This window comes from Shewanella sp. (assembly GCF_041630135.1).
Classification (GTDB): domain Bacteria; phylum Pseudomonadota; class Gammaproteobacteria; order Enterobacterales; family Shewanellaceae; genus Shewanella.
Window position 1 is genome coordinate 60,600 of sequence record NZ_JBFKLW010000010.1, and the last position, 20,837, is coordinate 81,436.

General features: G+C 54.5%; 20 protein-coding genes and 1 pseudogene. 9 read left to right on the forward strand and 12 right to left on the reverse strand.

The annotated features are described in order from the left end of the window. Positions 1–90: 90 nt before the first annotated feature. The 3 genes from xthA to ABYK60_RS04510 are packed head-to-tail and all read right to left on the reverse strand — an operon-like array spanning position 91 to position 1,741. On the reverse strand, positions 91–897 hold the full coding sequence (xthA, locus tag ABYK60_RS04500) for an exodeoxyribonuclease III (protein ID WP_372870736.1): 807 nt from the start codon (positions 895–897) through the stop codon (positions 91–93). Further along, the gene (locus ABYK60_RS04505; protein WP_372870737.1) at positions 897–1,196 is read right to left on the reverse strand and encodes a YciI family protein; all 300 of its coding nucleotides are present in this window, start codon (positions 1,194–1,196) and stop codon (positions 897–899) included. The genes xthA and ABYK60_RS04505 overlap by 1 nt, the downstream gene beginning before the upstream one ends. Beyond that, positions 1,196–1,741, reverse strand: a complete 546-nt coding sequence (locus ABYK60_RS04510; protein WP_372870738.1) for a septation protein A — start codon at positions 1,739–1,741, stop codon at positions 1,196–1,198. The genes ABYK60_RS04505 and ABYK60_RS04510 overlap by 1 nt, the downstream gene beginning before the upstream one ends. A gap of 174 nt (positions 1,742–1,915) precedes the next feature. Here ABYK60_RS04510 and ABYK60_RS04515 point away from each other — a divergent pair, with 174 nt between their 5' ends. Then, a complete protein-coding gene (locus tag ABYK60_RS04515; protein ID WP_372870739.1) occupies positions 1,916–3,079 on the forward strand; it encodes an alpha/beta fold hydrolase in 1,164 nt (387 codons plus the stop codon). A 93-nt stretch (positions 3,080–3,172) separates the two neighbouring features. Here the strand turns inward: ABYK60_RS04515 and ABYK60_RS04520 are convergent, their stop codons facing one another. From ABYK60_RS04520 to ABYK60_RS04550, 7 genes are all read right to left on the reverse strand, one after another. Beyond that, positions 3,173–3,706: a cysteine hydrolase family protein gene (locus ABYK60_RS04520; RefSeq protein ID WP_372870740.1), complete on the reverse strand. Its 534-nt coding sequence runs from the start codon at positions 3,704–3,706 to the stop codon at positions 3,173–3,175. 192 nt (positions 3,707–3,898) lie between these two features. Beyond that, positions 3,899–4,699, reverse strand: a complete 801-nt coding sequence (gene trpA, locus ABYK60_RS04525; protein WP_372870741.1) for a tryptophan synthase subunit alpha — start codon at positions 4,697–4,699, stop codon at positions 3,899–3,901. A gap of 11 nt (positions 4,700–4,710) precedes the next feature. Continuing rightward, positions 4,711–5,904, reverse strand: coding sequence for a tryptophan synthase subunit beta (gene trpB, locus ABYK60_RS04530; protein WP_372870742.1), 1,194 nt, complete (start codon positions 5,902–5,904; stop codon positions 4,711–4,713). A gap of 73 nt (positions 5,905–5,977) precedes the next feature. Then, entirely contained in the window at positions 5,978–7,354 is a 1,377-nt protein-coding gene (gene trpCF, locus ABYK60_RS04535) for a bifunctional indole-3-glycerol-phosphate synthase TrpC/phosphoribosylanthranilate isomerase TrpF (RefSeq protein WP_372870743.1), read from the reverse strand. Positions 7,355–7,367: 13 nt separating this feature from the next. Continuing rightward, on the reverse strand, positions 7,368–8,402 hold the full coding sequence (trpD, locus tag ABYK60_RS04540) for an anthranilate phosphoribosyltransferase (RefSeq protein ID WP_372870744.1): 1,035 nt from the start codon (positions 8,400–8,402) through the stop codon (positions 7,368–7,370). Further along, positions 8,399–9,001, reverse strand: coding sequence for an aminodeoxychorismate/anthranilate synthase component II (locus ABYK60_RS04545; RefSeq protein WP_372870745.1), 603 nt, complete (start codon positions 8,999–9,001; stop codon positions 8,399–8,401). Before ABYK60_RS04545 ends, trpD begins: the two co-directional genes overlap by 4 nt. Then, positions 8,998–10,596: an anthranilate synthase component 1 gene (locus ABYK60_RS04550; RefSeq protein ID WP_372870746.1), complete on the reverse strand. Its 1,599-nt coding sequence runs from the start codon at positions 10,594–10,596 to the stop codon at positions 8,998–9,000. The genes ABYK60_RS04545 and ABYK60_RS04550 overlap by 4 nt, the downstream gene beginning before the upstream one ends. A 350-nt stretch (positions 10,597–10,946) precedes the next feature. Here ABYK60_RS04550 and ABYK60_RS04555 point away from each other — a divergent pair, with 350 nt between their 5' ends. From ABYK60_RS04555 to ABYK60_RS04580, 6 genes are all read left to right on the forward strand, one after another. Beyond that, positions 10,947–11,807 carry a PHP domain-containing protein gene (locus tag ABYK60_RS04555; RefSeq protein ID WP_372870747.1) on the forward strand — a complete coding sequence of 287 codons (861 nt, stop codon included), beginning with the start codon at positions 10,947–10,949 and terminating at the stop codon, positions 11,805–11,807. Then, positions 11,804–12,424 (forward strand): L-threonylcarbamoyladenylate synthase, encoded by a 621-nt coding sequence (locus ABYK60_RS04560; protein ID WP_372870748.1) that lies wholly within the window; start codon positions 11,804–11,806, stop codon positions 12,422–12,424. Before ABYK60_RS04555 ends, ABYK60_RS04560 begins: the two co-directional genes overlap by 4 nt. Before the next feature lie 117 nt (positions 12,425–12,541). Beyond that, positions 12,542–13,330 (forward strand): ScpA family protein, encoded by a 789-nt coding sequence (locus ABYK60_RS04565; RefSeq protein ID WP_372870749.1) that lies wholly within the window; start codon positions 12,542–12,544, stop codon positions 13,328–13,330. Beyond that, positions 13,330–13,926, forward strand: coding sequence for an SMC-Scp complex subunit ScpB (gene scpB, locus ABYK60_RS04570; RefSeq protein WP_372870750.1), 597 nt, complete (start codon positions 13,330–13,332; stop codon positions 13,924–13,926). Before ABYK60_RS04565 ends, scpB begins: the two co-directional genes overlap by 1 nt. Next, complete coding sequence (gene rluB, locus ABYK60_RS04575; RefSeq protein WP_372870751.1) at positions 13,919–14,806, forward strand: 23S rRNA pseudouridine(2605) synthase RluB; 888 nt, start codon at positions 13,919–13,921, stop codon at positions 14,804–14,806. The genes scpB and rluB overlap by 8 nt, the downstream gene beginning before the upstream one ends. A gap of 91 nt (positions 14,807–14,897) precedes the next feature. Continuing rightward, complete coding sequence (locus ABYK60_RS04580) at positions 14,898–15,827, forward strand: exo-alpha-sialidase (RefSeq protein ID WP_372870752.1); 930 nt, start codon at positions 14,898–14,900, stop codon at positions 15,825–15,827. 83 nt (positions 15,828–15,910) lie between these two features. Here the strand turns inward: ABYK60_RS04580 and ABYK60_RS04585 are convergent, their stop codons facing one another. Both ABYK60_RS04585 and ABYK60_RS04590 read right to left on the reverse strand, forming a co-directional pair. Then, positions 15,911–16,840 carry a M14 family metallocarboxypeptidase gene (locus ABYK60_RS04585; protein WP_372870756.1) on the reverse strand — a complete coding sequence of 310 codons (930 nt, stop codon included), beginning with the start codon at positions 16,838–16,840 and terminating at the stop codon, positions 15,911–15,913. 71 nt (positions 16,841–16,911) lie between these two features. Continuing rightward, complete coding sequence (locus ABYK60_RS04590) at positions 16,912–17,649, reverse strand: YciK family oxidoreductase (RefSeq protein ID WP_372870754.1); 738 nt, start codon at positions 17,647–17,649, stop codon at positions 16,912–16,914. Positions 17,650–17,909: 260 nt separating this feature from the next. Here ABYK60_RS04590 and ABYK60_RS04595 point away from each other — a divergent pair, with 260 nt between their 5' ends. Together ABYK60_RS04595 and ABYK60_RS04600 are read left to right on the forward strand one after the other, a co-directional pair. Further along, positions 17,910–20,393, forward strand: a complete 2,484-nt coding sequence (locus tag ABYK60_RS04595) for a VolA/Pla-1 family phospholipase (RefSeq protein ID WP_372870755.1) — start codon at positions 17,910–17,912, stop codon at positions 20,391–20,393. A 134-nt stretch (positions 20,394–20,527) separates the two neighbouring features. Then, positions 20,528–20,837 (forward strand): annotated as a pseudogene (locus ABYK60_RS04600) (protease SohB); the annotation flags it as partial.

The following is a 20,837-nucleotide window of genomic DNA, read 5'->3' on the forward strand; positions in this document are numbered from 1 at the left end:
ATGTAGGTTTTGTTCCGGTGCATTATGGGATGCACCTTGGTATACCCAGTCACAAAAAAAGCGCCTTAAAGGCGCTTTTTTTACTGAGGTTTACACAAACTCGCTCCATACAGGCGCGTGATCCGATGGTTTTTCCATGGCACGGATGTCGTAATCCACGCCGGAGGATTTAAGCCTTTCGGTAAGCGACTTGGTGGTGAGGATCACATCGATACGCAGGCCGCGATTATCGTCAAAGCCTTTACTGCGGTAATCAAACCAGGAATAGGTGCCTTCTTTTTCAGGGTGCAGCACCCGAAAACTGTCATCAAAGCCCCAATCTTTAAGGGTTTTTAGCCATTCGCGTTCTTCCGGCAGGAAGCTGCATTTACCGGTTCTAAGCCAGCGTTTGGCGTTGTCCGGACCTATGCCGATATCCGAATCCAGCGGCGAAATGTTGATATCGCCCATGACGATGATGTCATCATCTTTGCTGTAAGACTCGCTCAGCAGACGCTGCAGATCGGCATAAAACTTACGTTTGGCAGGGAATTTGATTTCGTGGTCGCGGCTTTCGCCCTGGGGGAAATAGCCGTTCATTACAGTGAGCAGGCTGCCGTTTGGCTGGCGGAATTTACCGATAATCATCCGGCGCTGGGCATCTTCGTCGTCCCATGGGTAACCCTTTTCTACTGACTCGGGTTCAACCTTGGACAGCAGCGCCACACCATAGTGAGCCTTGCCGCCATGGTAGTACACCTTGTAGCCCATGGCTTCGACGGCGGCCAGCGGAAAGGCTTCATCGTGCACCTTGGTTTCCTGCAGGCCGATGATATCCGGATCCTGGGTATCAATCAGCGCCTGCAATTGATGCAAGCGTGAGCGCAGACCATTGATATTAAATGAAATCACCTTCATCAGGGCAGTACTCGCTTAAAGGGCTTCACGACCACCTTTTCATATACGCCGGCCTGAATATATGGGTCGTCATCTGCCCATGATTGGGCTGCTTGCAGGGATTCAAACTCGGCAACTACCAGCGAACCGGTAAAGCCGGCTTCACCGGGATTGTCGCTGTCAATGGCAGGATGGGGACCGGCCAGCATCAGGCGACCTTCATCAGAGAGAGCCTGCAGACGCGCCAGATGATCAGGACGGGCTGCGAGACGTTTTTCCAGGCTGTTTGGCACGTCTTGTGATGAGATCATGTACCACATTATTCGAGTTCCTTCTTTTTCTCTTCGGGAAGATGTTTGTAAAGGTAAGCTACCGTAATAACTGTGTTAATTAAGGTGGCCGCAGTCAGGCCAAATACTTTGAAATTCACCCAGGTTTCCTGGGAGAGGCTAAAGGCCACATAGACGTTAACCAGACCGCAGGCAACGAAAAATGCTACCCAGTACCAGGTGAGCCGGGCCCAGATAGTGTCTTCTACCGGCATTTCCTGCCCCAGCATGGATTTCAGAATGGGTTTGTCAATGAGTTGACCAATGATAAGTGCGGCTGCGAACAGTGCATACACAATGGTGACCTTCCACTTAATGAAAGTATCATCATGAAAATAGAGGGTGGCACCGCCAAATACAGCAACCAGTGCAAACGTCACCAGATGCATTTTTTCCACTTTTTTGAAAAGCGCATAGGTTGCAATAAGCTGGATCAGGGTCGCGACCACCAGGGCGCCGGTGGCGGCATAGATATCGAAAAATTTATAGACGCCAAAAAAAACCAGCAAAGGCAAAAAATCGAGCAATTGTTTCATCGTAATAATGTCTCTTACAAAACAGTACGCAAGGTTATAAATCCCTTGATAGCCGCTGAGTGTACCATGTGGTTTGGTCGCTGTGTATGAGCAATGGTGGCTGGTGAAGGCTCATACTTGCGCATATAATAGCCGCCCGCCCGATTTGGGTTACAGTTTTGCCGGAAGGTAGTTTTGGCCAGGTGGTTGAAAGGCGTAGCGCTCCTTAACTTAGCGCTGTTAATGGTATTGGCATTATCTATTTGGTCTACTCATATTCCGGACAAGCCATTTCATATGGTGTCATATGAGCAGGGGCAATCTGACTTCCATGTAATCGAATTCAATGACGATGGAGAAATGCATTTGCCTGAACAGTATCAGGCATTGAAACAGCGGCTGGAAGCTACTCCGGGCGTTCAGTTACTGATTTTCATCCATGGCTGGCATCATAATGCTGCACCAAACGATGACAATTTTATTGCGTTCAAGCGTTTCCATCAGCAACTGGCACTTAGCCAGGCTGGTGTTGTTGGATTGTATATAGGTTGGCGTGGTGATGAGTATGACCCGTTTTGGCTGGACGGTTCAGACGACCCGGAAAGTCAGGTCGAGGCGCTGGATTTTCCGACCATAGTTACCCGAAAGCAGGTTGCGCGGCGAGTGGGGGAGAATGGCGTCAGGCAGCTGTTGGCTTCTTTGGATAGCTTGCATCAGCAAGGCTTACTCAGTCGCTACGTATTAATTGGGCACAGCCTTGGTGGGGTTGTTGCACTGCATGGCCGTAAGCAGGCGATACTGGACAATCTGGCACAAGGTAAAGGGGAAACCCATCTGACTGTGCTGCTTAATCCTGCCGCTACGGCCTCAGAATATCAGCCGTTGGATAAATGGTTGAGCCCGCCAGGTTTTGGTCCTTCCATGTTGGTTATGCAGTCCAAAACAGATTTCGCGGTACGAGAGGCATTTAGCTGGATTAAGGATGGCGAGCGTGCGGTGGGGCATTCCTGGGCCGTGACACATGATGTCGACCCTTGCCCCATGCGGGATTGCAGTAAAGCCATTAAATTACCGCAGGCATTGGCTGAGCATGATGCCAAACCCGGATGCATGCGTGTTCTGGAGGGTGTCGGTTGGAAAGTTCGGGCGAGGCTCCATGCCCGCAAATCTGTGCAGAGCTGTTTCGATGCCAACAATCAGGCTGTTTGGGTACTTGCTGTGGCCGATGGTGTGATAGCCGGGCACAACGGGATTTTGACTGACCATCAGATGTTGGCACTTGCAGCATTGATGAAGGCTAGCCGGGCTGAGCGGAATTATTCTCCTACAGTAACACAAGAGCAAATTGCTGCAGACTAGCGGCACTGAACGCCTTAAACCTGTTCAGTGCCAACACCGTCAGGCTGCTGCCTGACGGTGTTGGCACGCTAAAGTTTTCACTAATGCAGGGATTCAGGCTTGCCATTGGGTGGAGATTATGCAGTTTGCAACAGCCCCAAAACTTCTAATGTTGCAAAGCGTCGCGTTTTCATGGGCAATGATACTGGCGGCATTAAGATGCGCTTTGTCATGTGTCGTATGGCAATCTCCAATCAATTCAACCGGATATCCTAGGCTCAATGCGCGTCGAACCGTGGTGTCAATGCAAAATTCACTGGCATAGCCACAGATAGCGAGTGTCTCCACATCCAGCTCATCCAGCAGAGCTTTAAGGCCAGTGCCAAGAAAACTGTCGGGGGTGGATTTACCCACCAGATAGTCGTCCTCGTTCACTTCCAGTTTGTTGACCAGCTGCCAGCCCGGGGTTTCACGGGCAATCGCTGTGTCTGGCTGCTCATGCTGGATAAAGATGACCGAAGTGCCGTTTTCTCGGGCGGTTTGGGTCAGGGTGTTGATGCGCGCGATAACCGCATCGGCGTCGAACGGGGGCGTGTCGCCTTCAAAAAGCAGGGTTTGAACGTCAATAACCAGCAATGCCTTGGCCATGGGCCACTCCTTAGCTGCTGTGTCGGCACTGTGGTTTGAGTCACTGTGCCGAAAGTATCTGGTACCGTTAAGTTTTATTTCAGCAACTGCCGCGAGTCAACCCGTAGCGGGTGGGAATTGTGGTTTCTTTTTGGCAGGAAATAAAAAAGCGGGCTGGGCCCGCTTTTTGCTCTTTTGCTATCGGATGTTTGCTCAGGTGGCTGCTTTCATGGCCTCAGCAAAGGCCTTCAGCTCGGCGCAAAGCGCTGGAATATCATCCTTCATGGCTTCGATGCGCTTAACCACGGCCGAGCCTGAGATGGCGCCGGCGGCGCCGGCGGCGATGGCTTCACGTACCTGCGCAGGTTCCGCAATACCAAAGCCCAAGAGTGGCGGCGGCGCGTCAAACTCCTTAAGTGCACTGAGGATGGAGTCCAGCGGCAGGCCAGCGCGGTTGTCGGTGCCGGTTACACCAGCGCGGGACAAAAGATAGGTATAGCCTTCACCCAGGCTTGCCACTTGCTTTAGGCTGTCACGGCCTGCGTTGGGCGGGGCGATAAAAATCGGCGCTATGCCTTCGGCCTTGGCGGCGGCTACAAAGGGCGCAGACTCTTCCACAGGCACATCGGCAATCAGCACTGAGTCGACGCCAGCCGCCTTGGCGCGGCGGTAAAAGGCCTCGATACCGTTGGCATACACCAGATTGGCATACAGCAAAAGGCCAATGGGCAGCTCTGGGTACCTGGCGCGGATATGGGTAATCATCTGAAAGCAATCGTCCGGGGTGGTACCAGCTTCCAGCGCGCGAATGTTGGCGCCCTGGATCACCGGGCCATCGGCGAGCGGGTCGGAGAAGGGAAAGCCCAGCTCCAGACAGTCGGCGCCGCCCTCGACCAGGGCATCGATAATGGCAAGGCTTGCCTCAATGCCTGGGTCTCCCAGGGTTACGAAGGGTACAAAGGCGCCGCGCTTCTCGGCAGCCAGGCGGGCAAAGGCGTTTGAATATCGGTTCATGGCAGTACTCCTTATGCGCTGGCCTTGCCGTCTAAAATGTCGGAAACGGTGAAGATATCTTTATCGCCGCGGCCAGAGAGGTTCACCACTATGATTTGCTCATCGGTGGCCTCTTTGGCGAGCCGCAGGGCGTAGGCAAGCGCATGGGCGGACTCCAGCGCCGGAATAATGCCTTCACTGCGGGCAAGCAGCTGGAAGGCGTCCAGCGCTTCATCGTCGGTGGCGGACTCATAAGTGGCGCGGCCAATCGCATTGAGGTACGCGTGCTGCGGGCCAACCGATGGGAAATCCAGACCTGCTGAAATCGAGTAGGACTCTTCAATCTGGCCGTGTTTGTCCTGCATCAAAGGCGCCTTCATGCCAAAGAAGATGCCGGTCTTGCCATGCTTGAGCGGCGCGCCGTGCATCGGGGTATCAATGCCCTTACCGGCGGGCTCGACCCCAATCAGCTTCACCGATGGCTCGTCGATAAAGTCAGCAAACATGCCGATGGCGTTGGAGCCGCCGCCGACACAGGCGATAACCGCATCCGGCAGACGGCCTTCTTTTTCCAGCATTTGTGCCTTGGTCTCAGCGCCAATCATCCGCTGAAACTCACGCACAATCGTCGGGAAGGGGTGCGGCCCTGCGGCGGTTCCCAGCAGATAGTGGGCTTTTTCGTAGCTGCCGGACCAGTCGCGCATGGCTTCGTTACAGGCATCCTTGAGGGTGGCAGAGCCGGAGGTAACCGGAATGACTTCGGCGCCCATCAAACGCATGCGGAACACGTTGGGGCTCTGACGGGCCACGTCTTTGGCGCCCATGTAGACTTTGCACTTAAGCCCCAGCAGGGCACAGGCGAGTGCTGTCGCTACGCCGTGCTGACCGGCACCGGTCTCGGCAATGATTTCTTTCTTGCCCATACGTTTTGCCAGCAGCGCCTGACCCAGCACCTGATTGGTCTTGTGGGCGCCGCCATGGAGCAAGTCTTCCCGCTTAAGGTAAATCTTTACCTTGGGGTTGGGAGAGAGGTTACGGGTCAGGGTGAGCGCAGTGGGGCGACCGGCGTAGTTTTTCAAAAGATCGTGAAATTCTTTTAAAAACTCAGGGTCTTGCTGGGCCTCAACGAAGGCGGTTTCCAGCTGTTTCAGTGCCGGCATCAGAATTTGCGGCACGTACATGCCGCCGTATTCACCGAAGTAGGGGTCGAGTTTCAGCTCGCTCATGGCTATCTCCAATCTGGTCAATCTGTTAATTCTTCATCGGCCCGGCCGGTGCCGGGCGCTAAAACGCAATCTGTCAGTAGTTTCTGAGCGCGGCAAAGGCTCTGGCTATCAGTTCGGCACACTTAACGCCGGGGGCAGTTTCGAGCCCGGAGTTAAAGTCGAGCCCCAAAAAGCCCTGGGTGGCGGCGGTAGCGGCATTGTCGGCATCCAGGCCCCCTGCCAGCATGGCACTCTCTTTGCCTTTCAGCTCCAATCGCCAGTTAAAGCGGCTGCCTGTGCCGCCAAAGCCCTGGGCATTTTTGCTGTCAAACACAATACGGTCGGCGTTGGCGGGGATGGCACCCACGGCGTTTTCTTCCACAGCGACAGCCTTCCACAGGGCGCATCCTTCCGGCAGTTTGGCTTTAAGGGCATCGATAAAGGCTTCATCTTCGCTGCCGTGCAGCTGCACAGCCGCAAGCTTAAACTCGCTCGCGCGGGCGGCGATGTGCTCTATGCTGTCATCCACAAACACGCCAACCAGTGCCAGTGGCTGGGCTGCAGCTTGATTGATAAGACTCAGGGCGCGGGCAGCATCGTCACTCACACACCGTGGCGACTTGGGTGCAAAAATCAGCCCGCCATAGACGGCACCGGCTTTGGCGGCGGCTTCGATGTCTTCATTGCGGGTCAGGCCGCAGACCTTGTTTTCACCGAAGATGAGCCTGCGACAGGCCAAATCCAAATCTTTTTCGGCCATTAAGGAACTGCCCACCAAAAAGCCCTGCACCATGGGAGCCAGGCGCTTAACCTGGGCGTGGGTGTAGATACCGGATTCGCTCACCACTAACGTATCCGCCGGAATGTGCGGCGCCAGCTCTTCGGTGGTGGCAAGATCGGTGCTCAAATCCCGCAGATTGCGGTTATTGATGCCGATGATCGGCGCTTTAAGGGCGATGGCGCGCTTAAGCTCTTCTTCGTTGCTCACTTCGGTGAGGGTATCGAGCTGGTATTTGGCGGCCTCGGCGGCAAGAGCGCGGTAGTCGTCATCGTCGAGCACACTCAGCATCAGCAAAATCGCATCGGCGCCCTGATGGGCGGCAAGCTTCACCTGATAGGGCGCAATAAAGAAGTCTTTGCACAGCACCGGCTGGCTGATAGCGGCGCGCACTTTGGGGATATAGTCCATATCGCCCTGAAAGAATTGCTCGTCGGTGAGTACAGACACAGCGGCGGCGTAACGGCAGTACACAGAGGCGATGGCCACAGGGTCGAAATCGGCGCGGATAAGCCCTTTGGAGGGGCTGGCCTTTTTACATTCCAGAATAAAACCGGCCTCGGGCGCCGCGAGCGCCTGATACAGGCTGCGGTCTGAGATTTTGGGCGCAAGGCTTGCCTCGGGGAAACGCAGCTTGAGCGCTTCGATATGGGCATATTTGGTGTCGATAATCCGGGTTAACACGTTGCTCATCTATCTTAAATCCTTATGCCTTGTCCTGCTGACTCATGGCCGCAAGGCCTACAAGCTTTTCATATGCCTTGCCAGAGGCGAGGGTGTCAATGGCGAGTTTGAATCCGGCCTGCGGGGTATCGGCAAGGCCTGCGACATACAGCGCACAGCCTGCGTTCAGTGCCACGGCGTCGCGGTGGGCACTCTTTCCTTCACCTTTCAGGATTGCGGTGCTGAGGGCGGCGTTTACTGTAGGGTCGCCGCCTTCCAGCGCCGAAACGTCGATGGGCGCAAGGCCAAAGTCCTCGGGGCTTAAACGGTAGTCCTTCAGAGCACCATTATTCAGCTCACACACCTGGGTGTCGCCGTGAAGCGCTACTTCATCAAGCCCTGAGCCGTGAACCACCATGGCACGTTTCACCCCAAGTGCAGCCAGCACTTCGGCGATGGGGCGCACCAGCGATTCACTGTAGACGCCAAGCAGCATGGCATCGGGGCGGCTTGGGTTAATCAGTGGCCCCAGTACATTGAACAGGGTACGGGTTTTCAGCGCCTGACGCACGGGCACTGCGTATTTCACGCCGCCGTGGTAGTGGGGGGCGAACAGGAAACAAATCCCCAACTCTTTTAAGCAATTGGCGGCGGTTTGCGGCGCCATGGTGAGCTTGATGCCAAGCTCACCGAGCAGATCGGATGAACCTGACTTGCTCGACACGCTGCGGTTGCCGTGCTTGGCCACATTGGCACCAGCGGCGGCCGCGACAAAGGTAGCTGTAGTGGAAATATTGATGGTGTTAAAACCATCGCCGCCGGTGCCGACGATATCCAGCACCAAGCCATCGAGTGCTGGGCGCGGGAAAGGGTTTGCAGCACTGCGCAGTGCATCGGCGGCGCCGCAGATCTCGTCAATGGTTTCGCCGCGTACTTTTAGGGCAATCAGCAGCGCCCCTATGGTGATTTCATTAAGCTCACCTTTTACCAGTGCCGAAAACACGCTCGCGGCTTCATCGCGGCTCAGCTTTTCGCCCAAATAGGCCTTATCCAGCAGCGCTTTGATCTGTTCATTCATTGGGCTGCCTCCGGTTTAAGCTTGCTGCCGGTGAGGTACTCGAGGCTTTGTACCAGCAGGGTACTGCCAAGGGTGGTAAGAATAGACTCAGGATGGAACTGAAAGCCGAGTGCCTTGTGCTCCTCATGCAGAATCGCCATAGGCATGGAGTCTGTAGTGGCGATGACTTTCAGACACTCGGGCACTTTTGTGGCCACCAGGCTGTGGTAACGGGCGACGGGCAATGGCGATGGCAGGCCTGCAAAAATGCCGCTGCCGTCGTGCTCGGTAGGGCTCGCCTTGCCGTGCACCACGCTTGGGGCGCGCTCGACCTTGCCACCGTAATGCTCAACCAAGGCCTGATGCCCAAGGCAAATGCCGAGAATAGGCAGCTTACCTGCGGTGAGGGCAATCAGTTTCATCATACAACCCGCCTCGTGGGGCGCACCCGGGCCGGGTGAAAGCACAAGCGCGCACTTACCTTCGGCGAGCATCTTGTCCGCGAGGAGTTTGGGGTCCACATCGTTGCGGTAAATCACTACCTCAAAGCCCAGTGAGCGGAACTGATCCACCAGGTTGTAGGTGAAGGAGTCGAAGTTATCCAAAAGATACAGTTTCACAGGCCACCTCCCATTTTGATGGCAGAGATCACTGCCTGTGCTTTTTGTCTGGTTTCGTCGGCTTCGGCCTGGGGATCTGAGTCATAGACCACGCCGGCGCCCGCCTGGATATGGGCGGTGCCGTCTTTGACAAACGCAGAGCGAATAACGATACAGGTGTCCATATCGCCTGTGCCTGAGAGGTAACCCACGGCGCCGCCGTAACTGCCGCGGCGGATTTGTTCGGTTTCACGGATAAGCTGGGAAGCACGCACCTTGGGCGCACCAGTCAGTGTGCCCATATTCATGCAGGCCTGATAGGCATGCAGGGCATCGAGATCGCAGCGAAGCTGACCTGTGACGCGGCTGACCAGATGCATCACGTGGCTGTAGCGGTCAACTTTCAGAAGCTCGGCCACTTTACGGGTGCCGCTTTGGCTGATGCGGGCGATGTCGTTGCGGGCAAGGTCAACCAACATCAGATGCTCTGAAAGCTCCTTCTTATCGAGCCTGAGTTCAAGCTCAATGCGGCCATCCAGATCATGATCGATATTGCCACTGGTATCTTTGCCGCGCTTGCGGGTACCGGCAATGGGGTAAATCTCGACCTGATTGCTGCTGGCATCGTACTTGAGCGCACTTTCGGGTGAAGCGCCAAACAGGGTGAAGTCGCCGCTGCGAAAGTAAAACATGTAGGGGCTGGGGTTGGTTTTGCGAAGGGCGCGGTAGGCGCCTAAAGAGTTGGGGCAGGGCAGGCTGAAACTTCTTGATGGCACCACCTGGAAGATATCACCGGCGATGATGTGCTCCTTAAGTGCCACTACCGAGGCCTTAAAGTCTTCATCGCTGACGCTGGCAATTGCCTCCAGCGACACGCCTTTGAGCGGCCTTGGCTGTCTTGGCCTGGCGGCGATGGCTTCAATCACAGCAGCCCGGCGCTCAAGTTCAGCCTGCATCTTGCCGCTGGCGCTTTGCTCTGAGCCACTGGCGTTCTGGCCGTGGAATTCAGTCAGCACCAGCTCGGCACTTTTGGCTTTATGGTCGACTAAAATCAGGGTGTCGGCAAGGTAGAACAGGTAATCGGGGCAGGAGTTGGCACCTTCTCGGGCTTTGGGCAGCGGCTCAACCGTATCAATCAGGTCGTAGGCCAGTACGCCGCCAAGGAACAGATCTTCAAACTGCCTGTTGCTGCCTACATCAATATGGCGGATAAGGGCACGCAAACCATCCAGCGGTGAGGTGGACTTAAGACGCGCATCTTCATCCAAAAGCCCGCTGTCACGATTAAGCTGCACATCGAGCTTACCGCTTTCGAGCATGGCCTCACTGTAATCGACCTTGAAGAAAGCGGCGATGGCGGGAAGCAGGGTACGGCCATTGCCATCCAGTGCCGAAAACTCAAGCTGATAACCCCGGGCGCAAATCCGCAGTGCCGCGTGGGTCATGATGATGCTTTTGAGGTTTTCCTTGCTGTCGATTTCAGCCGATTCCAGCAACAGAGTATGGGGTGCATCCTGGGTGAGACTCTCGTAGAGCGCCAGAGGGTCATCTTGGTAGGGCAGCGACTGCTTAACCAGTTTTCCCGTTGCTATGGCATCAAAAGCCGTTTGTGTCATCAGATTATCCTTTTTTACCTTGCGCCGCTTTCCCCGGGCCATAACGCAGAAAGGCCCGCATTGTGCGGGCCTTTCTATGAATCTTGTCTCTGTCAAATGAGCACGAAGCTTCACACCACCCGCGTTGCTGGGAAGTGCCACCACCAGTTGATGATAGAAGCGTTAATTGGCTGCATTTGTTGTTTGTCTTGTTAATTCAGATATTGGCCTATAGAAAACCCCACAGGTGGGGGAAAGTCAATTGAATATTTATCATAATGTATACCCGCGCTGATTTTATTGCTCGCTACAGGGGCGGTGAATCGAAAGTTTGAGGCGCTTTTATCAATATTTTCAAGTAGAATAATCGAATGAACGATGAAAACTATTTGGTTGATTTGCACTGCCATACCACGGCATCCGATGGTCAGCTGCCTCCGGCTGAGGTTGTCGGTCGTGCCATAGGTCAGGGCGTGAATATGCTGGCCATCACAGACCACGACACAGTGGCCGGACTGGATGAAGCTCACCTTGCCAATCAACAAGCGGATGGCGCGCTTACTTTGATTGACGGGGTGGAGATTTCAACCCGTTGGCACAGCTATGACATCCACGTGGTAGCGCTCAATATTGACCGCCACAACCCCGAGCTGCTGGCCTTTTTGGAAAACCAGCGCAGCCTGCGTGAACAGCGGGCACAGCTTATAGGTGAACGCCTTGCCAAGGCTGGTATTGAAGGCACCTACGAGGCGGCCAAAGCGCTTGCGGGCAACGCTGCAGTAAGCCGTGGCCACTACGCCCGGGTGCTGGTGGAGCGCGGTGTTGCCACCGATATGGCTGGGGTGTTCAAGCGCTATCTGGCCCGCAATAAAACCGGCTATGTGCCTAATAATTGGGGGGATATGGCCAGCGCCATTCGCATTATCCACGGCGCAGGCGGTGTGGCTGTGCTGGCGCATCCGAGTGGCTACAAGATGTCGGCCAAGTGGCTGAAAAAGCTGGTGCGTGAGTTTAAAGAGGCGGGGGGAGATGCCATGGAGGTGGTACTCGGGCAGCAAACCACGGAAGACAGAGCCAATCTGGTGGCCTTGTCGCATCTAAATGGCCTTGCAGGAAGCCTCGGCAGTGATTTTCATTTCCCCGGCAGTTTTATTGAGCTGGGCAAAAATTTATTCCGGCCTCAGGGTGTTACCTGGGTTTGGGAAACGCAACCTTGGGGGACGCGCGCGTGAGTCAGTTTTTTTATGTGCATGAGGTAAATCCTCAGAAGCGCCTGATAGATCAGGCAGTGAGTATTCTTCGCAGCGGCGGGGTTATCGTCTATCCCAGCGATTCCGGTTATGCACTGGGTTGCCTGATTGGCGATAAAAACGCCATGGAGCGCATAGTGCGCATTCGTCAGATGGAGCAGGATCATCACTTCTCGTTGATGTGCCGCGATCTGTCGGAAATCGCCACTTACGCGCGGGTGGAAAACCAGGCCTACCGTTTGGTGAAGCATTGCACTCCCGGGCCTTATACCTTTATTTTTAAGGCCACCAAGGAAGTGCCGCGTCGCCTGCAAAACGATAAAAAGAAAACCATAGGTATTCGTGTACCCAATAATGTGATTGCACTGGCACTGCTGGAAGCCCTGGGTGAACCCCTGATGTCCACCAGTCTGGTGATGCCAAAAGAGGAATTTGCCGAGTCAGATCCTGAGCACATCCGCGATATCCTTGAGCATCAGGTAGAAGCCATCCTTCATGGCGGTTACCTGGCAGAAAGTCCCACCACGGTAGTGGACATGTCTGAGGGCAGTTTCGAAGTGCTGCGTGAAGGCGCTGGCGATATCAGTCCTTTTCTTTAAAGGGCGATTAAACTCAGGTATAATCGCGCGCTTTCGTGTTTTTGCCGGGCAAATCTTCGTATTTTGAAGACAGTGGATACCTAAGCTTGCGGTGGCAACAGTGCATCGGGAGGACAAATGCAGGGCGTTCAGCAAAGTTTGCCCCTGGCAGTGGTGCGCGGCGAACCCGTAAGGGAATTGCCGGCCGATCTCTTTATTCCTCCCGAAGCGCTGGAAGTGTTTCTTGAGGCCTTTGAAGGCCCGCTGGACTTGCTGCTGTACCTTATCCGCAAACAAAAGCTGGATGTGGTGGAGCTGCCGCTGACACTCATTGCAGCCCAGTATCTTGAATATATAAAGCTGTTGACCGACGCCCGCATTGAACTTGCTGCCGACTATCTGGTGATGGCCGCCACGCTGGCGGAGATTAAATCCCGTTTGCTGCTGCCCAAGATGGCGGTGGAAGACGATGAAGAAGAAGACCCACGGGTCAGGCTTATCCGTCAGCTCAAGGCCTATGAGGCTATTCGCGAAGGCGCCTTTAAGCTCGATGAGTTGCCACGGCTTGAGCGGGATGTTCATCAGGCGCGGGCGACACCGGCGCCTGGGCTCAAGCCGCAGATTGTTCCGCCGGATGTATCGCTTAAAGAGCTGGCGCTGGCCTTTGCCGAAGTGCTGAAACGGGCGTCGGCCTTTGAGCATCACCAGGTGAAAAAAGAAGTGCTATCCACCCGCGAGCGGATGAGTGAAATCCTTGGCAAGTTAAGCCATGAGAGCTTTACCCCGTTTTCCATGCTCTTTGGTGTGGAAGAAGGACGTGCCGGGGTGGTGGTGAGTTTTCTTGCGCTGATGGAGCTTGTGAAAGAGAGTCTGGTGGAGCTGTACCAGGCCGAGCCCCTCAGCGGCATTTATGTGAAGGCAGCCTGATGGCACAGATAAACAATATACAGCTCAAACAGTTAATCGAGGCTTGTCTGTTCGTGCAACAGAAGCCAATGACCATCAAAGCCCTGCGTGAAGGGGTGCTGGCGCAGTTCTCGGTGTCCCGGGAGCGGGTAAGCAGCGCCATTGCCGAGTTGGTGGTCGATTATCAAGAACGTGGGGTCAACCTGGTGAAGGTGGCGGGAGGTTTCCGCTTTCAAACCCAGGAAGCCCTGAACCCTTTTCTGCAAACCCTGTGGCAGGAGAAGGCGCCCAAATATTCGCGGGCAACCATGGAAACCCTGGCGGTCATAGCCTACCGCCAACCGGTCACCCGGGGGGACATAGAACAGGTAAGGGGGGTTGCCCTTGGCAGCCATATCCTCAAAACCTTATCTGATCGTCGCTGGATCAGAGTGGTAGGGCACAAAGAAGTTCCGGGACGTCCGGCACTTTTTGCCACTACTTCAGAATTTTTGGCCTATTTTGGCTTGGACAGTCTGGCATCGTTACCTGTGCTGGCCGATCTCGAGTCATTGGATGCGTTGTTTGGTAAGCCCTCCGAGGTGCCACAAGCGCAGGAAGAGTTAACTCATGAGTGAAAAATTGCAGAAAGTCTTGGCCCGTGCAGGCCATGGCTCCCGTCGTGAGATGGAGGCATGGATTGCTGCAGGACGAGTGAGTGTCAACGGCGAAATCGCCAATTTGGGCGACCGTGTCGACGCCGATGCCAAAGTGCGTCTGGACGGTAGACTGGTGTCCATCAAATCAGCCGACGACATTATCTGTCGTGTGCTGGCATATCATAAGCCTGAAGGTGAAATTTGCTCGCGCAAAGATCCTGAAGGCCGTCCAACCGTGTTTGAGCGCCTGCCCAAGCTGCGTGATGCGCGCTGGGTAGCCGTTGGGCGTCTGGACATTAACACCTCGGGTTTGCTGCTGTTTACTTCTGATGGTGAGCTGGCTAACCGCCTGATGCACCCCTCAAACGAAGTGGAGCGTGAATACGCTGTGCGCACCTTCGGGGAAGTTAATGACTTCACCATTCAAAAATTGCGTACCGGTGTGATGCTGGAAGATGGCCCGGCCCAGTTTGACTACATTAAGTCGGCGGGCGGTGAAGGCATGAACCAGTGGTGGCACGTGGGTCTGCGCGAAGGCCGCAACCGCGAGGTGCGTCGCCTGTGGGAAGCGCAGGAAGTGCAGGTAAGCCGCCTTATCCGCGTGCGTTACGGCATGATTGAACTGCCCAAGACACTGCCCCGCGGTGGTTGGATTGAATTACCTCTGGAGCAGGTGAATTACTTGCGCCAACTGGCAGGTATGGATCCGGAAACCCGTTCCATGCTGGGTGCTGATAAACACAGTGTGGCTCGTGCCGCTCAGGTGCGCAGTGCTAAGATCCGTCGTGCCGTGCGTAAGAGCAAGGTGGGCGCCGCTGGCACCAGCAAACGTCCCAAGCCAACCCGTACCCGCAGCTAAACAGCGAATACGGATTTCACCTTAAAAAAGGCCGCTTATGCGGCCTTTTGTGTTATATGTTTCTGTATTCGTTGAATTTGCGGGAATGGCTATGAAACTGCTGTCGGTAACAAAAATCTGGGATAAGGGTGAGCACAATGCCTTTACTGATCTGATTGAGTTTCAGGGGCGGCTTTATTGCGCCTTCCGCGAGGGAGCGGCCCACGTGTCTCCCGATGGCAGCCTCAGGGTATTGATGTCCAAAAACCAAGGTGCCGATTGGCAAAGTGTTGCGCTTATCAGGGTGGATGTGGGTGACTTACGTGACGCCAGACTCTTGGTGTGGCAGCAAGAATTGTTTCTGTTCGGTGCCCGGGCGATTGAAGGAGAGCCGCTGCAGTCACTGATGTGGCGCTCACAGAACGGCACTGATTGGTTGGAGGCGCAGCCTTGTGCCGATAGCGGATACTGGCTGTGGCGGGTCATTGCCGTGGCGGATAGCCTCTATGGTGTGGCTTATCGTCCAGGCCCCGATGGTGATGTACGTCTGTACAGAGCGACGCCGGAAGAGACACTTTGCGGAGCTGACTTTACCTCCTTGGTTGCGCCCTTGAATCAGCTGGGCTACGTCAATGAATCTGGGCTTGAGTTCAGTGAGGATACCTTGACCTGTGTGCTGAGGCGCGATCCTGTCTGGGATGAACGCAAACTGGGGATGCTTGGTAAAGCAAAAGCCCCTTTTACCCAGTGGCACTGGCTTGAGCTGGATTGCCGTATCGGCGGCCCGGTGGCGTTTCGCTGGCGTGGCCGTCTGCTGGCGATTGTGCGGCTGTATGATGACAAAATTCGTACATCGCTGGTGGAGATTTGCGAAACCACAGGCCATGTTGCCGAACATCTGGCGCTGCCCTCTGGTGGTGATACCAGTTATGCGGGGGTCGTGCTGCGAAGTTCTGCAAAGGCAGATGAACTGAAGGTGAGCTATTACTCGAGCCATGAGGGCAAAACGGCCATTTATTTCGCGAGCCTGTTACTCGAGTAACCGTCAAATCATTAAAAACGGCAGCCCGTGCTGCCGTTTTACGTTTGTATGCACCTGGTATAGGTGCTCCTGGAGGTTCAGTGTCAGTCGCGATTGGCCAGCATAAAGTCCAGAGCGGCACGAATAGCGGCAACCTGGGCGGCGTTACACTCCTCAGCCGTTGCCTTGGGGCTATCCGGATACACTTCGGTGGTGGTTGTATAAAGCGCATCAGTGATGCCGGCGCACAGGCCCAGTTTTTTCACCGGATAGTTAATCACTCCGTGCTGCACTACTGGCGAGCCGATAATGTTGCCTTTGTTATCCGGCGGCGCAATATGGGTCACTTTTTCCACGGCGTCGATAATGGCCTTTTGGAAGGCCTCCTGTGGGTTGTCACTGTCGCCCACCAGATAAAAACCGTCAGGGATTACATCGGGTTCATAATCTTTGCCATCGCGTGCGGCCAGTGCCGGACGAAACTCAGTTTCATCGCTGTCGGTGGTTTCGTGCAGGTCGATGTGCAGTACAAAGTCCTGCTTGTTGTCGGCAACCAGTTTAAGCAGCGCAGCTGACTCTTCCGAGGGGCTGTTTTCTACAAAAGAGCGGTTGGGATCTATCGCCTTTGGATTCCAGCGATTGATGATCTCATAGCCCCAGGGACTGACGCAGGGGGCGACAAGTAAATTGACCTTGCCCTGATAATCTGCGGCATGCTGCTGCAGAAAATCCAGAGCGCCCTGGACGCCGCTGGTCTCGTAGCCGTGTACGCCGCCGGTAACCAGTGCCAGTGGCAGATCTGGCTGCCAGTCATTTTTCGCGGCATAAAGGGGGAAGCGCTCAGGGTTGATGGACAGGGCGCCGTAGTTCAGCAGCTCAAAACTGGCAGCCAACGGCAAAATGCGAGACAGCACTTCATCCTGATAGCTGCGCTTAACGGTTTGAGCTTCATACCAGGCCTGCTTGTCGGCTTCAGTCCAGGGCTTGCCAGGGGTGCCTATTGGATAAGAGGGGGTGGGGTAGGGATTGGTCATAGTCAAAAGTTTTATCATTTGCTGAAAAATAACAATAAAAAGCCCGCGAAGGCGGGCCTTATTAAAACAGCTTACTGTGCATTGAAGGCCTGACCGTTCTGGTCTTTGCTGCTGTCTGCCATCAGGTATACATACAGTGGCATCAGCTCTTCGGCAGTTTTCAGCGTTTGCGGATCTTCACCCGGATAGGCGTTGGCCCGCATCTTGGTACGGGTAGCGCCTGGGTTGATGCTGTTGGCGCGTACGTTGGTGCCGTCGCACTCGTGGGCCAGAACCTGCATCATGCCTTCGGTAGCAAATTTGGAAAATGCATAAGGGCCCCAGTAGGCGCGGCCGGTGCGGCCAACACCGCTTGAGGTGAAGATAACAGAGGCCAAAGGCGCTTTGCGTAACACCTTCAGCAGGTGTTTGGTCATGATGGCCTGAGCGGTTACGTTGACCTTCATTACTTCTTCCAGTGAGGATAAATCCATGTGCTCGAACGGACCCAGCACGCCGAGCAGACTGGCATTGTGGAGCACGCCATCGAGGTGGCCGAATTGCTCTTCGATGGTGTCGGCCATGTCGCGATAGTTTTGCTCGCTGGCGCCTTTCATGTCCAGCGGCACAATTGCTGGCTTGGGGAAACCTGCCGCTTCGATTTCATCGTATACCGCTTCAAGCTTCTTTACGGTACGACCCAACAGGATCACGGTGGCACCGTGGGCTGCGTAAGCGAGGGCGGCGGCTCGGCCTATGCCATCACCGGCACCGGTTACCAGAATGGTTTTGCCTTTCAGGGCGTCGGGTGAAACTTGATATTCCAACATGGATTTGAACTTCCTCTTGGCGCAACGTCCCGTCAATATTGAGGGTTTTCTTTAGTCAAACAACCGTTTCAAACAAATGACTGTTTATTGGGGGTTCGCACAAGCATTCTGTGTGACAAAAATGTAGCGAACTCAATGTTTTTGCGTTAAGTTGAAACGAGTTACGGACAACATAAGTCCGGTTGGCTTCGCAATACCGGCTATTGTGACCAATTTCTTGGGGAAAACAAAATTATTACAACAAGATTTGGGGAAAAAAGATGAAAAGACTCATTCTGGGAGTAGCAATCGCCTCGGCTCTGGGCCTCAGTGGTTGTGGCGGTGAAGACAGCGTTAATGAGCTCAAGGACAAGACAGAGGCGCTGATCCCTGAATCCCACCTGGTGTTTGATCCAGTGGCGGGTAAATTACCTTTGCCAAGTGATCTGCTGTTCAGCGGTACCCTCGATGGAACCCTGAGTATTCCGGGTGAACAGAGTGGTGATTACACCAATCCTCAGTACGCACTGGGCGCTCTTGATGGCTGGTCGACTACACAGCCCATCTCCATCGATTTTGCGCCATCTAAAGATCACAGCGGAAACGCGTTGTACCTGAGCGAAGCCTCTGTGTTCCAACCCGGTGCCGTACGCCTGTTTGAAGCCACCCTTGGCGGTGCCCTGTCATCTGACGCTGAATGTAAAGCAGCCCCTTCGGTTTCTGCCTGTAAGATTGGCGACGAGCTGCAGTTTGGCGTCGATTTCATCAGTAAAGCGGTTGGCAACAAGATTGTGATAGTACCGCTTAAGCCGCTGAAAGCAGGTCACTCTTACATATATGCCACTACAAATTTGATTGAAGATTCTGCGGGTAACGCGGTTGCAGCCTCATCAAGCTATGCCCCGATGAAGCTGGATATTAATACCCAGCCTTTGGGCACTGCAGCTCAGCGTGGTCTTCAGACACTGATAAACAGCTATGAAAATGCACTCGAGTCAGCAGGAGTCGATAAGGCGAGCATCAGTTATTCAAGCCTGTTTACCACCCAGTCGGTAAATCCTGCCTATGAAACCTTAAAACTGTTGATGGCCAGTAACAATGCGTTCAAACCATCATTTGAAGTCAATCCTGCTCCAGCTGGCTACACAGTGGCGCAGGCATTGCAGCTGTCTCCAGAGATGGGGCTGCCATATGTGCTCGCTGATCTGGCCGATGTGTGGAAAGCCACACTGAAGGTGCCAGTCTATGGCGACTGCTCATCCAATGGCTGTTTAAGTGCCGATATGAAGCCTACTATCAATGGTCGCTGGACAGCGCTGGGTGACAGCCCTGTGTCTGTGCTTTTGGCATTGCAGGCAGGTACCCTGAGTCAACAAAACTTCGGGGCTCAGGCTGTGGCTCAGGGCATTGAAGACCCATCAGCGGCACTGGCCAATCCGGCGCTGCTGGCTGGCAAACAGTTTAAACTGGACGACGGTACCCCGGCAGACAAAACCCGTCACGTCACCAAGTTCAACCCTATTCCAGCTCCAAAAACCTATGAGTCTGTGCCTGTTCTGATGGCCATTCCGAATGCAGCCAAACTGAAAGCCTTTACCGAGGCGCAGGGCTCAGCGTTTGTGCCGCCAACCAACGGCTGGCCGGTGAATATTGCCATGCATGGTTTGGGTGGCGGTAAAGAAATGGCGCTGGCCTATGCCGGTACTTATGCTGCAGCGGGTGTTGCCACCATTGCCATTGATATGCCACTGCACGGCGAGCGTAGCTTTGATGCAAACAAAGACGGGGTTTACGAAGTATCGGCAACAGATCCGGCTTTCGGTGAGGCCATCGGTAAGCCGGACGCCTTCCAAAATGGTTCTCCGCTGGTATTTGTGAATATCTCCAGTTCACTGTCAGTGCGGGATAATTTCCGTCAGGCGGTAGTGGATCATCTCGGCGTTCGTCTTGCGCTGACCGGCATGGCTCAGTTCCTTGCGGCTAATCAGCAGCCACAGCTGTTTGATGTCTCTAAAGTATCGTCTCAGGGTTTGAGTCTTGGCGGTATCGTCAATACCAATTTTGCCACATATGCTTCTACCGGTCTGGTAGACCCGACTACCGGCACCGCATTGCCTAACCCGTATGCCATAACCGCTGCGTCACTGGTAGCGCCTGCAGGTGGACTTGCAGGTACTTTTGCCGGCTCTGCTACCTTTGGTCCTGTGCTGTTCAGTAACATCACTGCGACAGATAGTTTTAAGGCGCTGGTGGATGCTGCCAATATTGCGGGTTATGAGCCCGGCAGTCCTGAGTACACAGCCTTGGTTCAGCAAGTATACGCGGGCTTTATCCCAAGCTTTGCCTTTGCCATTCAAACCGGTGTTGATTCTATCGATCCTGTAAACCACGCGCCTATGCTTAAGGCCACCGGTTTGCCGGTTCATCTGATTGAGATTGTGGGTGACGGCAACGGTAACGCACCGGATCTGGTGCTGCCAAACAGCGTTGAAGGCTTCCCGTTGTCAGGCACCGAGCCGCTTATCGCAACCCTTGGCCTTGAGTGCCGTGATGCCACTCAGGTTGGTTCTGGCGCGGTTCGTTTTATCAAGGGCCACCACAGCTCTGTTGTTAACCCAAGTGAGGTTCAGGGGGCGACCGATGGCAAGGCTGCACAGGCCACCGCTGAAATGCAGTGGCAGGTAGCCGGATTTGCCAAGACGGCGGCCGCTGGCAGCGCGACCATTCTGGTCAATGACCCAAGCGTGCTGAAAAGCTGTGACTAATCGATAATATCGATAGTAAAAACCGGCCGCTATGGCCGGTTTTTTATTGGATTTATACGCTGACTTGCTAGAATAGCCCCACTTTTATGCTCGCCTGTTTTAAAAGCGGGTGATGGGATGCGTTGGAGCAAAATTTGGAATTTTTATACGACTACGGGCTTTTTCTGGCCAAGGCAGTTACCTTGGTTGCTGCCATTGGCGCCGTGCTGGTTATTCTGTTCGCCTCTGCGGCTCGGGCCAAAGGCGACAAGGGTGAGCTGGTGCTGACCAATGTTTCAGAAGAGCTTGAGCATCTGAAAGATCATCTGAAACATGAGCTTTTGGATAAAAAGGCCTGGAAAGCCTACGAAAAAGCGAAAAAAGCAGAAAGCAAAGCTGCTGAGAAGGATGAGAACTCCAAACCTCGCACCTTCGTTCTCGACTTCAAAGGCAGTATTGATGCCC

What these genes read in the sequence shown, in the direction of transcription:
- ABYK60_RS04505 (WP_372870737.1), bottom strand. Translation starts at nt 1,196, where the DNA reads ATGTGGTACATGATCTCATCACAAGACGTGCCAAACAGCCTGGAAAAA.
- ABYK60_RS04510 (WP_372870738.1), bottom strand. Translation starts at nt 1,741, where the DNA reads ATGAAACAATTGCTCGATTTTTTGCCTTTGCTGGTTTTTTTTGGCGTC.
- ABYK60_RS04520 (WP_372870740.1), bottom strand. Translation starts at nt 3,706, where the DNA reads ATGGCCAAGGCATTGCTGGTTATTGACGTTCAAACCCTGCTTTTTGAA.
- rluB (WP_372870751.1), top strand. Translation starts at nt 13,919, where the DNA reads ATGAGTGAAAAATTGCAGAAAGTCTTGGCCCGTGCAGGCCATGGCTCC.
- trpB (WP_372870742.1), bottom strand. Translation starts at nt 5,904, where the DNA reads ATGAGCGAGCTGAAACTCGACCCCTACTTCGGTGAATACGGCGGCATG.
- ABYK60_RS04595 (WP_372870755.1), top strand. Translation starts at nt 17,910, where the DNA reads ATGAAAAGACTCATTCTGGGAGTAGCAATCGCCTCGGCTCTGGGCCTC.
- trpA (WP_372870741.1), bottom strand. Translation starts at nt 4,699, where the DNA reads ATGAACCGATATTCAAACGCCTTTGCCCGCCTGGCTGCCGAGAAGCGC.
- trpCF (WP_372870743.1), bottom strand. Translation starts at nt 7,354, where the DNA reads ATGAGCAACGTGTTAACCCGGATTATCGACACCAAATATGCCCATATC.
- ABYK60_RS04585 (WP_372870756.1), bottom strand. Translation starts at nt 16,840, where the DNA reads ATGACCAATCCCTACCCCACCCCCTCTTATCCAATAGGCACCCCTGGC.
- trpD (WP_372870744.1), bottom strand. Translation starts at nt 8,402, where the DNA reads ATGAATGAACAGATCAAAGCGCTGCTGGATAAGGCCTATTTGGGCGAA.
- ABYK60_RS04555 (WP_372870747.1), top strand. Translation starts at nt 10,947, where the DNA reads ATGAACGATGAAAACTATTTGGTTGATTTGCACTGCCATACCACGGCA.
- ABYK60_RS04550 (WP_372870746.1), bottom strand. Translation starts at nt 10,596, where the DNA reads ATGACACAAACGGCTTTTGATGCCATAGCAACGGGAAAACTGGTTAAG.
- xthA (WP_372870736.1), bottom strand. Translation starts at nt 897, where the DNA reads ATGAAGGTGATTTCATTTAATATCAATGGTCTGCGCTCACGCTTGCAT.
- scpB (WP_372870750.1), top strand. Translation starts at nt 13,330, where the DNA reads ATGGCACAGATAAACAATATACAGCTCAAACAGTTAATCGAGGCTTGT.
- ABYK60_RS04565 (WP_372870749.1), top strand. Translation starts at nt 12,542, where the DNA reads ATGCAGGGCGTTCAGCAAAGTTTGCCCCTGGCAGTGGTGCGCGGCGAA.
- ABYK60_RS04580 (WP_372870752.1), top strand. Translation starts at nt 14,898, where the DNA reads ATGAAACTGCTGTCGGTAACAAAAATCTGGGATAAGGGTGAGCACAAT.
- ABYK60_RS04590 (WP_372870754.1), bottom strand. Translation starts at nt 17,649, where the DNA reads ATGTTGGAATATCAAGTTTCACCCGACGCCCTGAAAGGCAAAACCATT.